Below are 14,332 nucleotides of genomic sequence, written 5' to 3' on the forward strand. Positions count from 1 at the left end.
AGCCACTGGCGCCGCAACCATGCGACCCCACCCGTGTGGGGGGTGATGTTGGTGATTTGCCTGGTTCTGTTGTGGCTGATGAGGTTGTTTCCTACTGTTCAGCCATGATGAAACCTCGGCGTGGTCTCGTGGTCCGGCTCCTCGTGCGTGCCGTACTCGTCGCCTTGGCCGCGGCGACCGTGCAGTTCGCGGCCGCGTTGCCTGCCGCCGCAGACCCCAGTGCGGGGGTCTGGGCGAAGCTGCGCATGTGCGAGTCGAGCGAGCGCTACCACGTCAACACCGGCAGTGGTTACTACGGCGCGTACCAGTTCGACCTCCCGACCTGGCGCAGTGTCGGCGGCCAGGGGAGACCCGACACGGCGAGCCCGGGGGAGCAGGACTACCGCGCGCTGTACCTCTATCGGATGCGTGGCTGGCAACCGTGGGAATGCGCGGGCATGCTCGGCCTGCGAAACGACAGTGACGCCCGCAGCAAGCGCAAGCCGAGCTACCGTGAGTCGGCCTATATGGGCGGGGGTGGCACACCCGCGGAGCCGGTCATACCGTCATGGCCAGGGGTGGTCTACGCCTACGGTGACTGCGCCGCGCCACTCCGGGTGTTCCAGCTGCGGATGAACGAGTTCGGCTACGACTTCAGCGGGACCGGCTGCTACTACGCGGAAACCAAGGCCGCGGTGCTGGACCTGCAACGCGCCAACGGCATCAGGGACTCCGGGCGACTCGGACCGAAGACCTGGAACGCTGCGTGGGCGGGGAAAGCGCCCCGCTAGCGGCGGCTCACGCCGTGGTGTGCCAGGCCCCGCGCTCCAGCAGTACCTCGCGCAGCACATCCGGCCGGTCCGTGACGATCCCGTGCACGCCGAGGTCGAGCAGGCTGGACATCTCGATCCGGTCGTTCACGGTCCAGGTGTGTACCTCGGCACCCGCGAGCTGCGCCGAGCGCACGAACCCGCGATGCACGATGGTCATCGCTCCCTGCCGGATGGGCACCTGGGCCATCGCGCCACGGCAGAACGCGCCAAGGCGCAGGAACGGCGCGTACCCGTGCGCCCAGAGTGCGGCGACCGATCTCGGCCCCATGGCGGTGAGCAGCCTGGGGCCCGCGAGCCGCCGGAGCCGGGCCAGCCTGGCGTCGGAGAAGGACGCCGCGGCCACGCGGTCATATGCGCCTGTGCGTTCGAGTACCTCGATGAACGGCTCCACCGCAGCGGGTGACTTCACGTCCACGTTGAAGAACGCGGAGGGGAGTTCCTCCAGCAGGTCCGCCAGCGTCGACAGTTCGGCCTTCCCGCCGATCTTGGCCCGGCGTACATCAGCCCATCGCTGACGCGCGATGGGTCCAGCGCCATCGGTGGTCCGGTCGAGTGAGGCATCGTGCAGTGCCACCACCACACCGTCGGCCGTGGCGTGGACGTCGGTCTCGAGGTAGTGGTATCCCTCGGCCACCGCCCGCTGGAACGCGGGAAGGGAGTTCTCCAACTCGGCGAGCTCATCCAGATGCCAGCCGCGATGCGCGAAGGCACGCGGGCCGGGGGTGGCGAGGTACGGATGGGTGGGCTGCACCCTTCCAGTGTGCCCGCTCGGCGTGGCCTCGGCATGAGCAGTGAGTGGCCAGCTAGGGTCGGGCGCGTGAGCGAGGTCATGGAGCACGTCGAACCGTCACATGACGAAACGACGGAAGCGCGCCGCAACGCGATGCGGCACTGCGGCTGGTGCGGCCGGCGCCTGGAGCAACGCGGGAGCGTGGGGCGGCGGCGGCGTTACTGCGGCCAGTCCTGCAGGCAACGGGCGTACGAGCGCAGAAGCGCCGTCCAGCGCAGCGGCCTGCCCGAGGACGCTGTCGTGCTCTCTGATGCGGAGATCGCCACATTGCAGGATCGGCTGTTCCAGTTGAGGTGCGCCGCCGAGGACGTGGTCAGTGCCGCAAATGACGGCGCGGACGCGGACGAACTGAGGCGAATGGCGGCCGAACTCGCGTCAGCGGCGCACGACCTCGAACAACTTCGCTAGGATCGCCGTATCAGTAGTCCACCTCGTTACGTCACGGTGACGAATTAACGCCGGGCTGGCGGAGTAGGGAAGTGAGGCGGGAGCGCATTGTCTCGGCTTCAGTTCGCTCGGGGGTTCGGCAGATGATTCGTGCAAGAATAGAACAAGACCTTGATCGGCTGTCCGCCGTACTGGATGCCATGCGGATTCCCTCAAGTCGTCTTCGCGGGAAAGATCCCAAAGAATGGCTTCAAGAGTACGACGCGGAACTGTCCTGGGTTTTCGATATGGCGCCGGTGCCGGTGACGCCGACAAAAAACGTGGTCGGACACATACAGGTGTACAGGCCTGCCGGTGAGTCGCCATTTTCGCACTTGGCCGAGTACGCCAATGAGCCTGCCGACAAATTACTGGCCGTCGGGAAACACTTCGTCAGGCCGAACACCTACGAGTACGGAATTGGAAGGTACTTGCTGAAGGAGTCGGTCGAGTACATCCAGAGCCAAGGAAAGATCCCGACCCTTGAGCTGAACGGCAACGGATTTCTCCCACAGGCGTTCTATGAGAAGTTTGGCTTCGAGGAAGTACCTTCAGGCGATCCCGGCGAAACGTCGATGATCTACACCAAGTGACCCCGTAGAGCCGCCTCCAGAGCGTTGTCCCTGGGCGCCGATAAGCTACATTATGTTAAGTAAGGCGTTCCGGGGTCGAGGGTGTCGAAACTGGACTCGTCGGTGAGTGCGATCCCGGCGAAGCCGGCCACCTTATCGCGCGCGAGCACTGCGGACGAGGTCCTGTACGGGTCGGACGACAGCCACCTCGACTTCCGTGGTTCGGTGCTCGTCGAACCTGGCCGGGTCGTGCTGAGCACTGTCGTGCAGATCCACAACGCGCGAGGCAGGGCTTACTTCGGCATCGTCCGGCTGGTCCATCCGAGGCTGGTGCGGATGATGCTCACGCACGCGGCTCGGAAGCTGTCGCGTTGACCTGGTCTCCCGTGCTGCCGGAGAAGAGCAGCGTCGCGGCTCGTTGAAGGATCTGCTCGCGGGTGTGCTCGGGGTGCTCGGCGGCGATCAGGTCGCTGGCGATGGCCGCCGAGAACGCCAGCAGACAGCGCGCTTCAAGGTCGGCTTCGTCCGAGTAGGCACTTCTGAAGTGTGTGCGCAGGTAGTTCATTCGCTGGTTGTCCACGCGCCGGAGGCGCGCGGCGACCGCCGGATCGCGCCGGGACCAAGGCTGCTGGGTGGATTGTCATCGCGTTCGGCTCCGCCCACGTCGTCGTCGCCCCGTTCGATACCCGCGCTGTCTGGTCACAGGTCATGGCAGAGGGGTGGTGGAACAGCTTCACCCTTGACAGACCGGCGACACTCGGTGAATTCGAACGTTCGGAAGCGTTCTGGGTCTCGCTCGGCAGCTTCGGCGTCCCGATGGTGGCGATCGGCTGCTACATCTTGCGGGTGGTGCGGCAGAAACAGCGCATACCAAGGTGGCTCGGCTGGTTGCTCCTTGCCTGGGGATCGGCCATAGTCACCGCGCTGCCGGCTTCGCCCGGCTGGGCGATCCCCATCGCCGGAGGGCTTCTCGTTCTCGGACGGGAAGAGAGCACTCCCGCTCCTCCTCACTCCCCTGTTGAATCGCTTCGCCGCTTCGCGTGATGCGCTCACCGGGCTGTTTTCGGGTACTGTCCCCGCGCAGGGCGAAAGCAACATCCTGGGGGAATTCTGGTGATCGAGAACGCCGTCGTGCCGATTGCTCCTTCGAATGCTGAGCAGCACACCGCATGGGACGGCAAACAGGGCGCGTACTGGGCACAACGTGCTGATCGGTTCAACGAAGGGGTTGCGGGGTACCAGGATCGGTTCCTGGCGGCTGCGGCGATCGACACGACCGACATCGTGCTCGACATCGGCTGCGGGAGTGGGCAGACCACGAGAGACGCGGCACGGTGCGCCACAGAGGGTTCAGCGCTCGGAGTGGACCTCTCCTCCCCCATGATCGAACTCGCACGCCGGGTTTCCGCGCGGGAACGCGTCACGAACGTGACCTTCCTCCAGGCCGATGCGCAGGTTCACCCGTTCCCCGCTGGTGGTTTCGACGTCGCGATCAGCCGGAACGGGGCGATGTTCTTCGGCGACGCCCCGGCCGCGTTCGCGAATATCGCGCGCGGCCTGCGCCATGGCGGGCGCCTTGTCCTGCTGTCCTGGCAGCCGGTGCAGCGTAACGAGTGGATCAGCAGGTTCCGCGCGGCGTTCGCCCGCGACAACGAACTTCCTGGTCCGCCTCGGCCGGACCTTCCGGGGCCGATGTCGCTCAGCGACCCCGCGACCGTACGAGGCCTGCTGGCTTCGGCCGGATTCGCCGACGTCCGGTTGAACGGCCTCAGCGAGCCGATGTACTTCGGCCCGAACATCGAGGACGCCTGCGAGTTCGTCGCTGGTCAGTTCGCCTTGTCACTCGATGACCTCGACGCCGGCGGCCGAGCTCGTGCACTCGAGCGGCTGCGGACCGACATGGCCGATCACCAGACCGAGCGAGGAGTGCTCTACGACTCCGCTGCCTGGCTCATCGAGGCGAGGCGCGGTTGACGCCCGGGGTCAACCGGGAAGGTCGTCGGGTGCGGGAAGGTCCAGTGCGCTGAGGAATCGGGCTGTCTTGATCTCGACGAAGATGTCCTCGTCGTCGAACTGGCCGATGGTCTCGTCGGAAAGATCGGCCGGATCGATCGCACCGTCGTCGTGGGCGAGGTAGCCGGCCAACTCGTGTTCCTTCGCCGCCCGCTCCGAGCCGGTCGCCCCGTTCCGATGCTGAGCCCACCAGTCGGCCAGGCCGGCCGCCTCCCGCAAGACATCGGTGGGCGGTGCGGCATCGGGGTCCTCGAAGTAGTCGCGTGGGGTGAAGCCGAGGTACGCGACACCACTACCGCGCCCGACAGGGCTGTAGCCGACCGTCGTGAAGTCGCTGTCATAGATGTCCACGGTGAGCCACGGAGCGGGCTGCTCCGGCACCTGGCCGGGCCGGTGCGGCTTCCAGCCCGCGCGGTCGTAGACGAAAGTGCCGAAAAATCCCATGGTGCTCCCCTGCCAGCCGTCGAAATGGCCACGAAGGACGGATGCTACCGGCCGCCGGACTCCACAGTGGACCTGCGGGGGCGGGTGCCGACCACTACGCACGCGGACAGCTCGTCGCATGTTTCGATCCGCGGGTCGAGGCCGTTGCGGGCAAGCGCCTCAGCGGCGTGCGGGGCCTGGCGCTCACTCGCCTCGACCAACAACCGGCCGCCCGGTGTGAGCCAGTTCGCCGCGTCGGCGGCCACCCTCCGGTGGACGTCGAGCCCATCGGCTCCCCCGTCGAGTGCGACGAGTGGCTCGTAGAGCCGGGCCTCGGGCGGCATCAGCTCGATCGCGTCAGTGGGCACGTACGGCGCGTTCACCGCCAGGAGGTCGACGCGCCCCCGCAGGTCAGCGGGCAGCGGGTCGTAGAGGTCACCCTCGTGCACCTGTCCCCCCGCCGCGCCGATGTTGCGCCGGGCACACCGCACCGCGGCGGCGTCGATGTCCGCGGCGTGCAGTTCCGCGTCCTCCAGCACGGCACCAAGGGCTGCGCCCACTGCGCCCGAACCACAGCACAGGTCCACCACAACGGGTCGCCGAGGAGCGAGATCAGCAGCCAGGCGAACCAGGAACTTCGTGCGGCGGCGCGGCACGAAGACGCCCGGATCGACCGCCATCCGCAGGCCACAGAACTCGGCCCAGCCCAGCACGTGCTCGAGGGGCAGACCGTCGACCCGCCGTTGCACCAGGGCGGCGAGGTCTGCTCCGGACCGGGCCTCGATGACGAGCAGCCGGGCTTCGTCCTCGGCGAAAACGCAGCCCGCGGATCGTAAGGTGGTGACGACAGTGGAGACAGTGAGCGGTGGCAAGGCAGTCATGGGGAGCCCTTCGGGAGAATGTTGGGCACTCTCCCGATCCACTACTTCAGCGAAGCTCGTGAATACGGGAGGAGAGGACCCGGCCTGAACTGGCAGTCATGGGTGCACAACCTCCTCGAGCCGTCGACCGATGAGCCTGCCGATTTTATCTGCCGTTCTGGTGCCGATGGTCCCCGGGTTCGCGATCTGGTGCGAACGAACCGTAGGTGGGTGCCCCGACTCGTTCGTAGGTGTACATCGCCACGCCGGTATCGGAGATCGCGGTCCCGGCGATTGCCAGTCCGGCTGGCTGGGTTCCGTTCGCGAAGAGGCGTTTGCCGCTGCCCAACAGGACCGGAAAGATCCACAGCCGGTATTCGTCAACGAGGTCGTGCCGCATCAGTGTCTGGACGAGATCACCGCTTCCTACGACCTGGATCTCCTGCCCCGGACGATCCTTCAGCGCGACCACGTTCGCGACGACATCGTCGCCGAGCAGGGTCGTGTTGTGCCATGCCGCCGCTCCCCTGTTGCGCCTCCCCTGGCCGCTCAGGCGACGGCGGGCCTGGAGTGGTCGGTGGCGAGTTTGACGGCCAGCGCGCCGAGGACTGTCCCCATCAGGTAGCGCTGCATCCGAACCCAGCTGGGACGGCGGCCGAGGAACGTGGCCAGTGTGCCGGAGGCCAGCACGATCATCAGGTTCACGGTGAGGGCCACGAAGATCTGCACTCCGCCGAGGAGGAATCCTTGCAGCAGAATGTTCCCGGCGGCGGGATCGACGAACTGCGGGATCAGCGACAGGTACAGCACCGCGATCTTGGGGTTCAACAGGTTGGTGACCAGTCCCATCGCGAAGAGCCTGCGGGGTGAGTCCGGGTCGAGCTGGTGCGGCGCGAACACCGATGTTCCGCCGGGGCGCAGTGCCTTCCAGGCGAGCCAGCCCAGGTAGGCCGCCCCGGCGAGCTTCACGGCCAGGTACAGCTGGGGCACCGCGACGAAGACCAGGGAGAGGCCCAGGTTGGCCGCGACCAGGTAGACGAGGAAACCGACGGCGACCCCGCCGAGGGAGATGACGCCCGCGCGCCTGCCCTGGGTGATGCTGCGGGAGACGAGGTACATCATGTTCGGCCCTGGAGTCAGCACCATGCCGAGTGCCACCGCGAGGATTCCGAGCGTCGCACCGAGACTGATCACGTCAGGATGCTGTCACCTGCGGCGGGGCGGTGTCGCGGTCCAATTCCCGGAAACTGGTCTAGGTGCCCGAGGTCAGCACAACGCGGCGATGTCGGCCGCCTGCCACGAGCCGTTCGCGCCTGGCAGGCCTGCGAGATAGCGGGCCGCCCGGTGCACGTCCCACTTGTGGGCCTCCCCCAGCCCGCCCGCGAGCATGCGCAGGTATGGCGCTGACGGGATCGTGTGGTCGACGTCGCCGGACGCCCAGGCAGCGGTGAACGTCAGCAGTGGGTACCCGTCGAGGTCGCCGAGGTGTAGCAGCGTCTCGTAGCGGCCGGGGCCGAGTGGGTCGCGACCTGACTTGAGAACGGGGCGGAGGTCGAGTACCGAGCCGGGCTCCGGCGCGCGGTGCATCTCCTGCGCTGCGATGTCGGTGAACTGCTCAGCCGTCAGGAGGTAGGCGCGGGCAGGCGCCGTCCCGGGGAGCGCGGGGTCATAGAACGCGATCCCGCCGCCCCAGAGCTTCGATTCGGTGGCGAAGTAGATGCCGCCGGGTAACTCGTGCCCGGTGTCCGCCAGTGGTGGGCTCGCGTCCCGGCAGCCCGGGCACGCGTCGCGTGCTCCTGGCGGAGTACCGCCCTTGAGGTAACAGGTGAGACGGTCGGCGTACATGTTGGAGCCGTAGCTGACGTACCAGACATAATCGGGCTGAGCGGACTTGGCTGCGATCATCGCGCCTGACCGTACTGAGGGCCGGTCCGAGTGCCTAACCTGGGCTGGGACAGATCGCCGTGGACGCCACGGCTTCACTTACGAGTGCGCCTGGTGACATCCTGGCCGGGTGACGGCAACGCTGGCTGATCGTGGAGTAGGTGCTTGTGACGGTGTCCGAAGCGCATAGCGCGATCGACGCGGTGTGGCGTATGGAGTCGCCGAGGGTCATCGCGGGACTGATGCGCATCGTGCGTGATGTCGGTCTTGCCGAGGAACTCGCGCAGGACGCCCTGGTCGCCGCGCTGGAGCAGTGGCCGGAGTCGGGTGTGCCGAACAATCCGGGCGCCTGGCTGATGGCCACCGCGAAACACCGCGCCATCGATCTGGTGCGCAGGCAACAGCGGCTCGAGCGCAAGGTCGAGGAGATCGGCCGTGACCTGGAGGCCGGTGCTGGCGGGTCGGTTCCGGCGCCCGAGGCGAATGTGGTGGAGCACCAGATCGGTGACGATCTGCTCAGTCTGGTGTTCACGGCTTGTCATCCGGTCCTGTCCACGGAGGCGAGGGTCGCTCTCACCCTGCGCCTGCTCGGCGGGCTGACCACGACGGAGATCGCCCGCGCGTTCCTGGTCCCCGAGCCGACGATCGCGCAGCGGATCGTGCGTGCGAAGCGGACGCTGGCGAAGGCGAAGGTTCCGTTCGAGGTCCCGCAGGGGCCCGAACTCGCGGCCCGGTTGTCGTCGGTGCTCGAGGTCATCTACCTCGTGTTCAACGAGGGATACTCCGCCACGGCCGGCGAGGACTGGATGCGGCCCGAACTGTGCGCCGAGGCGCTGCGGCTGGGCCGGGTACTCGCCGAACTCGTCCCGAAGGAGGCCGAGGTCCACGGTTTGGTGGCCCTGATGGAGATCCAGGCGTCCAGGACGAGGGCGCGTACGGGACCGTCGGGCGAGCCGGTGCTCCTGCTCGAACAGGATCGGGGCCGGTGGGACCAGCTGCTGATCCGCCGCGGGCTCGCCGCGCTGGAGCGGGCGGAAGCGCTCGGTGCTCCTCGTGGCTCCTACACCCTGCAGGCGGCGATCGCGGCGTGTCACGGCCGCGCTCGGACGGCAGGAGATACCGACTGGGAGCGAATCGCCGGTCTCTACGAGGAACTGGCGGCTGCCACACCTTCGCCGATCGTGGAACTCAACCGAGCTGTGGCACTGATGATGGCGTTCGGTGCGCAGGCAGGTCTCGAACACGTCGACACGCTCGCCGATGAGCCCTCGTTGCGCGACTACCACCTGCTGCCCAGTGTGCGTGGCGACTTCCTCACGAAACTCGGTCGCCTCGATGAGGCCCGGGTGGAGTTCGAGCGCGCGGCAGCTCTCACCAGGAACGAGCGGGAGCGTGCGATCCTGCTCGATCGTGCCGAGGCGTGTACCAGCAGCCGGGTGTGACAAGCCGGGTTCGTGGAGCGGACATGCGGCGAGGGCCGGCACCCTGTTGGGTACCGGCCCTCGCCAAATTGTCCTACCGCAGGCGCTGCCTGCTGTGGATCAGAGTGCGCGGACGGCGGTCGCCTGCGGGCCCTTGGGGCCCTGCGCCAGCTCGAACTCCACCTGCTGGTCCTCGTCGAGGCTACGGAATCCGTTGCCCTCGATCTCCGAGTAGTGCACGAAGACGTCCGGTCCATCCGTGCGGGAGATGAAGCCGAAGCCCTTCTCCGCGTTGAACCACTTAACTGTTCCCTGAGTCATATTGCTCCTTACAGGGCTGGATGAGAGGCGCGCACCGTGCGCTGCCCCTGGCCGGTTCTCGACGCGGCTTCTCCAGCTGACTGAAGTAAAGCGGCGCGCCCGCAACATCGTTCTTCGCGAGCGTGCAGGTAACACGAACACACAAAAACTACGACCACCCTGTACAACCCACCGGGTCGCCGATTCATTCCCGACCGCTCGAAATCGTTTCGCCGAGCCTGGCCCGGGTATCCAGATGGGCGAGCAGGTATCGGACAGACCAGAGGAGTGGAGAACGTGACCACCACCTCGGACGCACCAGCGATCCCACGATCTCGCCAACCCATCGTCGCGGGCAAAAGGCCACGCAAGGAGATGGTGCTGGTCGGCACGTTCGTCATCGTGCCGTTGCTCGCGGTGGCGCTGGCCGTGCCCGCAGCCTGGGGCTGGGGAATCGGCTGGACGGATATCGGACTGGTGACCTTCTTCTACGCGCTCAGCGGGCTCGGGGTGACCGTGGGGTTCCACCGGCACTTCACACACGGATCGTTCCGCGCGGTACGGCCGCTGCGGATCGCCCTGGCGGTGGCAGGCAGCATGTCGATGCAGGGGTCCGTGATCAGCTGGGTCGCCGATCACCGCAGGCACCACGCTTACGCGGACAAGGAAGGTGACCCGCATTCGCCGTGGCGGTTCGGCACTACCGCCGGCGCACTGGCGAAGGGGTTCTGGCACGCGCATATGGGCTGGTTGTTCCACCGGGACATGACCAACGTCGAACGGTTCGCGCCCGACCTGCTCGCCGACCGCGACATCGTCCGGGTGGATCGCCTGTTCCCTGTGCTCAGTGCGGCGACACTGCTGCTGCCCGCCCTGCTCGGCGGATTACTCACCTGGTCGTGGGTGGGTGCGCTGACCGGCTTCTTCTGGGCGAGCCTCGTGCGGGTGGCGTTGCTGCACCATGTCACCTGGGCGGTGAACTCCGTTTGCCACATGCTGGGCGAACGGCCGTTCCGCAGCCGCGACCGCTCCGCGAACTTCTGGCCCTTGGCGATCGCGTCGTTCGGCGAGTCCTGGCATAACTCCCACCACGCCGACCCCACCTGCGCCCGGCACGGGGTCGAACGCTGGCAGTTCGACATCTCAGCGGCGGTCATCCGGCTGTTCGAGCGGCTCGGCTGGGCCTGGAAGGTGCGGTGGCCGACGCCGCAGCGGCTGGCGAAGCTGCGCAGGGCCTGACGTCCTGCCCGGGCCCACAGTTCCGGCTCGGCGGAGCTCGCCGTGGTCTACGTGGCAGAACCGAACCACCTCGGCAGCAGGCTGAGCAGCTCCTGCTGGTCTTCCCCAACCCATGCCACGTGGCCGTCCGGCCGCAGCAACGCCGCGGGCACGTCCAGTTCCTCGCTGATGTCGACGACGTGGTCCACCCGATCCGCCCAGCCGGTCACCGAAAGCCTGCCGGTCTGGTCGAGTAGTAGCCCACGCCCGGCGTGCATCAACCCGTAGAGGCGGCCACGCTTCAGTCCGAGGTCACGCATGCGCCTGCCGAGCAGTTCATGTCCCTCGCCGAAGTCGTAGCGGATTGCGATCGCGGTGATCTTCTCGGTCAGGTGCCGGTTCACTTCCTCGAAGTCCATCAGCTCCGACAGCAGTCGGCGCACCGCCTGGGGGCCCGGCTCGGTGGACATCAGCTGCATCTGCGCGCGGGTGTTGTCCAGAACGGCGGCGGCCACCGGATGCCGTTCGCTGTGATAGGTGTCCAGCAGCCCGTCCGGTGCCCAGCCGTTCACCTCCGCGGCCAGTTTCCAGCCGAGGTTGAACGCGTCCTGAATGCCGAGGTTGAGCCCCTGCCCGCCGGTCGGCGGGTGGATGTGTGCCGCGTCGCCCGCCAGCAGCACCCGCCCGCTCCGATAGCGTTCGGCAAGCCGGGTGGCATCGCCGAAGCGGGAGAGCCAGCGCGGTGAGTGCACGCCGAAGTCGGTACCCGCGATCTTCCGCAACTGCTGTTTGAACTCCTCCAGGGTCGGCTGGACCGAGCGGTCCTCTGCCACCCCCTCGGCGGGCACGACGACGCGGTGCGCCCCGTCCCCTAGAGGCCCGACACCGAACCGCTTCTCGGTTTTGCGGACGTCGGCGACCACGGCCGTGACAGTCTCCGGGTCCTCGGTCACCTCCATCTCGCCGAGCAGTGTCTCGACCCTCGTCGGCTCACCGGGGAAACCGACGCCGAGCAGTTTGCGCACTGTGCTGCGGCCGCCGTCGCAACCGACGAGGTAGCGCGACCGCAACCGCGTTTCTCCTCCATCGTCGCCCGCCAGTTCGACGGTCACCCCGTTGTCGTCCTGGCACAGCGCGACCAGTTCGCAGCCGCGCCGGATCTCGACGCCGAGATCGGTGGCGTGCTCGGTCAGCAGGCGGTCGGTGGTGGGCTGCGGGATGCCGAGGACGTACGGGTGGGCGGTGTCCAGCCGTTCCGGCGCGGGCTTGCTGATCGCGGCGAAGAATCCACCGGGCGGGTACTGCTGGCCGAGTGCGAGGAACCGGTCCAGCAGCCCGCGCTGGTCCATCAGCTCGATGCTGCGGGCGTGCAGGCCGAGCGCGCGCACGACCGCGGTCGGCTCCTTTGCCTTCTCCAGCACGACCACGTGTACGCCGTGCAGGCGCAACTCGCTGGCCAGCATCATGCCGGTCGGTCCACCACCGGCAACGATCACGTCAATCATGAAACCCCCCAATTCACTCGTTGACAGAAGAACTCGCGGGACCCGGATTTCCGCAGGTTCTGGCTTCAGCCGGAGATTCTGTGGCACGACCCGGGGCTTGCCGCAAGACCCCCGGTGCGCTATATGTTGAGAGTGGCAGGGAGTACACGAGGCTCCCTGCCTTTGTCATGGGCTGGTGCCCGTGTCTACAAGCGACTCAAGCTCGACGTCTCGAGTTTGCGCCTGGAAGCAACTCGGCGCCCTGAACAATCCGATTGCCACCACTGGGAAGATCCTGGGGAACCCGACCCTGAAGGACACTCGCATGAAGGCTGTGCGCTACCACGAGTACGGAGACGCCGGGGTCCTGCGCGTCGAGAACATCGATCGACCCACTCCCGGAGTTGGGCAGGTCCTGCTGCGGGTCACGGCGACCTCGTTCAACCCGGTCGACGCGGGCATCCGCTCAGGCCAACTCCGGCAGGTGTTTCCTGTGTCCCTGCCGCACACCCCGGGGCTCGACGTCGCGGGCACGGTTGCCGAACTCGGTCCACGGGTCACGAGCATGGCGCCTGGTGCGCCGGTGATCGGGTTCCTGCCGATCACCGGCGGCGGAGCGGCAGCCGAGTTCGTGTCGGTTCCGGTGGACGTGCTCACCGCCGCACCGGCCGCTCTCCCCCTTGCCGACGCTGCCGCATTGCCGTTGGCAGGTCTCACCGCATGGCAGGCGCTGTTCCAGCATGCCGATGTCGCAACCGGCAGGCGGATACTGATCAACGGTGCTGGAGGTGCGGTTGGCAGGCTTGCCGTCCAGCTCGCGAAGCACGCGGGCGCGACCGTGGTCGCGACCGCAGGACCTCACAGCATCCACACGATCGGCGCCGACGGTGTTGATGAGCTCATCGACTACACGAAGAACTCCGTGCACGATGTTCTCGTCGAACCGGTCGACGTCCTGCTCAACCTTGTCCCCGTGCGGGAATCGAGCAACGCGGACGCGCAGGCTCTGCTCCGCCTGATCCGGCCGGGTGGAGTGTTCGTCACAGCCGTGCCACCCGTGCCGGAGTCCGTTGGCTCCCGGGTGCGAGTCGTCGGAATGTCCACGCGCTGTGACGTCGCCGCGCTGGCCGAGCTTGTGAGGCAGGTGGACACCGGCGTGCTGCGGGTCGATGTCGCCGCGCGGCTACCACTGTCGGAGGTCGCCTCGGTACACCGGCAGAGCGATGCGGGCAGCCTGCGCGGCAAGGTCGTTTTCCTCCCGGGGGACTGAGGCCGTCAGGGAGCCGCTCAGTCCCCCCGGGACGTCGAGGGCTGTCCCGTACAGCCGAGCCGCGGGCAGCCGGATCAGCACCCGCTGTTCCCGAGGGCTGCCGCCATCTGCGTGCGCAGGACATGGCTGGTGTGGTCCAGGAGGAACGACAGGTCCGGCGTGGTGTCCGAGGTGGTCACGGTCATGCGGCCAGTCTAGCAACTGATCCGGCTCGGGATAATCTACGAAAAACCGAAACGGTACGAAGTACGGTATTCAGCCGGAACTGTAGCCTCCGCCGTATTTCTGATTGTATTCCCGCTGCGCTCGACGCTCTGGAGTGTCCGGACGAACCACAGGCCACTTCGGTTCTTGGAGCAGAGTCTCGTCCATCCTGTCCGAGATCTCTTTCCAGAAATGCTCGTACTGGCTGGCTATGGCAGTCAACTTGGCACGACAATCGCGGAGCAGTTCAGGCCCCGGCTTGGCTCCGCCATCGAGTTCTCCCAGCAGTTCCGCCTCCGCTTGCCGCAGTGCGGCGAGGACGACGTTCTCGGTCTTCCGCCACCGGTCGAGTTCGTCAGGGGTGCAAGAGATCCTGAGCAGTGGCTCGAGCGGATCTTCCAGAGGGCTTGTGCTGACATAGTCAAGACGCGGCAGGTGAAAATAGGGGTCGGGAGTGTCACGCGGAATCACGCCACGTTCGCGAAAGCGCCTGAGGTCGATTGTGAAAGTAAAGTTCGATACCAGTGTCATTTCGCCTCCCCCGAGTCCTCGTTCCGTCCAGCATAAGTTCGATGACGGCATACGGGACCACCCATTGGCCGAATGTCAGTCCTGGGGCTCAGGTCGCGTGATCTGTCACAACAGCCGGTAGCGA

At 66.9% G+C, this 14,332-nt stretch carries 19 protein-coding genes; 9 read left to right on the top strand and 10 right to left on the bottom strand.

The genetic code is table 11. The annotated features are described in order from the left end of the window. The first annotated feature begins 104 nt into the window (after window positions 1-104). On the top strand, window positions 105-770 hold the full coding sequence (locus tag D0C15_RS25900) for a transglycosylase family protein (RefSeq protein ID WP_116050469.1): 666 nt from the start codon (window positions 105-107) through the stop codon (window positions 768-770). A 7-nt stretch (window positions 771-777) separates the two neighbouring features. Here the strand turns inward: D0C15_RS25900 and D0C15_RS25905 are convergent, their stop codons facing one another. Next, window positions 778-1,563 (bottom strand): glycerophosphodiester phosphodiesterase family protein, encoded by a 786-nt coding sequence (locus D0C15_RS25905; RefSeq protein ID WP_116050471.1) that lies wholly within the window; start codon window positions 1,561-1,563, stop codon window positions 778-780. Window positions 1,564-1,641: 78 nt separating this feature from the next. Here D0C15_RS25905 and D0C15_RS25910 point away from each other — a divergent pair, with 78 nt between their 5' ends. The 3 genes from D0C15_RS25910 to D0C15_RS25920 all read left to right on the top strand — a co-directional run bounded on the left by D0C15_RS25910 (window position 1,642) and on the right by D0C15_RS25920 (window position 2,975). After that, a complete protein-coding gene (locus tag D0C15_RS25910) occupies window positions 1,642-2,010 on the top strand; it encodes a hypothetical protein (protein WP_116050473.1) in 369 nt (122 codons plus the stop codon). Window positions 2,011-2,132: 122 nt separating this feature from the next. Next, the gene (locus D0C15_RS25915) at window positions 2,133-2,621 is read left to right on the top strand and encodes a GNAT family N-acetyltransferase (RefSeq protein WP_162830261.1); all 489 of its coding nucleotides are present in this window, start codon (window positions 2,133-2,135) and stop codon (window positions 2,619-2,621) included. Between the two features lie 102 nt (window positions 2,622-2,723). Then, window positions 2,724-2,975, top strand: a complete 252-nt coding sequence (locus D0C15_RS25920; protein ID WP_211323324.1) for a DUF2867 domain-containing protein — start codon at window positions 2,724-2,726, stop codon at window positions 2,973-2,975. Here the strand turns inward: D0C15_RS25920 and D0C15_RS25925 are convergent. After that, window positions 2,944-3,180 carry a hypothetical protein gene (locus D0C15_RS25925; RefSeq protein ID WP_162830262.1) on the bottom strand — a complete coding sequence of 79 codons (237 nt, stop codon included), beginning with the start codon at window positions 3,178-3,180 and terminating at the stop codon, window positions 2,944-2,946. The two genes, D0C15_RS25920 and D0C15_RS25925, sit on opposite strands and share 32 nt — an antisense overlap. Between D0C15_RS25925 and D0C15_RS25930 the strand changes: the two genes are divergently transcribed. Both D0C15_RS25930 and D0C15_RS25935 read left to right on the top strand, forming a co-directional pair. Further along, complete coding sequence (locus D0C15_RS25930) at window positions 3,147-3,644, top strand: DUF6463 family protein (protein WP_245976239.1); 498 nt, start codon at window positions 3,147-3,149, stop codon at window positions 3,642-3,644. The two genes, D0C15_RS25925 and D0C15_RS25930, sit on opposite strands and share 34 nt — an antisense overlap. A gap of 69 nt (window positions 3,645-3,713) precedes the next feature. Beyond that, window positions 3,714-4,574: a class I SAM-dependent methyltransferase gene (locus tag D0C15_RS25935; RefSeq protein ID WP_245976240.1), complete on the top strand. Its 861-nt coding sequence runs from the start codon at window positions 3,714-3,716 to the stop codon at window positions 4,572-4,574. Window positions 4,575-4,583: 9 nt separating this feature from the next. Here the strand turns inward: D0C15_RS25935 and D0C15_RS25940 are convergent, their stop codons facing one another. The 5 genes from D0C15_RS25940 to D0C15_RS25960 all read right to left on the bottom strand — a co-directional run bounded on the left by D0C15_RS25940 (window position 4,584) and on the right by D0C15_RS25960 (window position 7,801). Beyond that, window positions 4,584-5,057 carry a hypothetical protein gene (locus tag D0C15_RS25940; RefSeq protein WP_116050483.1) on the bottom strand — a complete coding sequence of 158 codons (474 nt, stop codon included), beginning with the start codon at window positions 5,055-5,057 and terminating at the stop codon, window positions 4,584-4,586. Between the two features lie 44 nt (window positions 5,058-5,101). Continuing rightward, window positions 5,102-5,917 (bottom strand): putative protein N(5)-glutamine methyltransferase, encoded by an 816-nt coding sequence (locus tag D0C15_RS25945; protein ID WP_116050485.1) that lies wholly within the window; start codon window positions 5,915-5,917, stop codon window positions 5,102-5,104. A gap of 145 nt (window positions 5,918-6,062) precedes the next feature. Further along, window positions 6,063-6,368: a dihydrofolate reductase family protein gene (locus tag D0C15_RS35795; RefSeq protein ID WP_245976242.1), complete on the bottom strand. Its 306-nt coding sequence runs from the start codon at window positions 6,366-6,368 to the stop codon at window positions 6,063-6,065. 77 nt (window positions 6,369-6,445) lie between these two features. Beyond that, entirely contained in the window at window positions 6,446-7,090 is a 645-nt protein-coding gene (locus D0C15_RS25955) for a LysE family translocator (protein ID WP_211323325.1), read from the bottom strand. Between the two features lie 72 nt (window positions 7,091-7,162). Beyond that, window positions 7,163-7,801, bottom strand: a complete 639-nt coding sequence (locus tag D0C15_RS25960) for a histone deacetylase (protein WP_116050489.1) — start codon at window positions 7,799-7,801, stop codon at window positions 7,163-7,165. Between the two features lie 146 nt (window positions 7,802-7,947). Here D0C15_RS25960 and D0C15_RS25965 point away from each other — a divergent pair, with 146 nt between their 5' ends. After that, window positions 7,948-9,222, top strand: coding sequence for an RNA polymerase sigma factor (locus D0C15_RS25965; RefSeq protein ID WP_116050491.1), 1,275 nt, complete (start codon window positions 7,948-7,950; stop codon window positions 9,220-9,222). A 99-nt stretch (window positions 9,223-9,321) separates the two neighbouring features. Here D0C15_RS25965 and D0C15_RS25970 read toward each other — a convergent pair whose 3' ends face one another. Further along, window positions 9,322-9,522 carry a cold-shock protein gene (locus tag D0C15_RS25970; protein WP_116050494.1) on the bottom strand — a complete coding sequence of 67 codons (201 nt, stop codon included), beginning with the start codon at window positions 9,520-9,522 and terminating at the stop codon, window positions 9,322-9,324. Between the two features lie 354 nt (window positions 9,523-9,876). Between D0C15_RS25970 and D0C15_RS25975 the strand changes: the two genes are divergently transcribed. Then, window positions 9,877-10,740, top strand: a complete 864-nt coding sequence (locus tag D0C15_RS25975; RefSeq protein WP_211323326.1) for an acyl-CoA desaturase — start codon at window positions 9,877-9,879, stop codon at window positions 10,738-10,740. Window positions 10,741-10,787: 47 nt separating this feature from the next. Here the strand turns inward: D0C15_RS25975 and rox are convergent, their stop codons facing one another. Beyond that, complete coding sequence (rox, locus tag D0C15_RS25980) at window positions 10,788-12,224, bottom strand: rifampin monooxygenase (RefSeq protein ID WP_116050496.1); 1,437 nt, start codon at window positions 12,222-12,224, stop codon at window positions 10,788-10,790. 304 nt (window positions 12,225-12,528) lie between these two features. Between rox and D0C15_RS25985 the strand changes: the two genes are divergently transcribed. Beyond that, on the top strand, window positions 12,529-13,473 hold the full coding sequence (locus tag D0C15_RS25985; RefSeq protein WP_116050498.1) for an NADP-dependent oxidoreductase: 945 nt from the start codon (window positions 12,529-12,531) through the stop codon (window positions 13,471-13,473). 255 nt (window positions 13,474-13,728) lie between these two features. Here D0C15_RS25985 and D0C15_RS25995 read toward each other — a convergent pair whose 3' ends face one another. After that, entirely contained in the window at window positions 13,729-14,208 is a 480-nt protein-coding gene (locus D0C15_RS25995; RefSeq protein WP_116050499.1) for a hypothetical protein, read from the bottom strand. Window positions 14,209-14,332 lie beyond the last annotated feature (124 nt).

It is taken from the genome of Amycolatopsis palatopharyngis, assembly GCF_003385185.1.
Classification (GTDB): domain Bacteria; phylum Actinomycetota; class Actinomycetes; order Mycobacteriales; family Pseudonocardiaceae; genus Amycolatopsis; species Amycolatopsis palatopharyngis.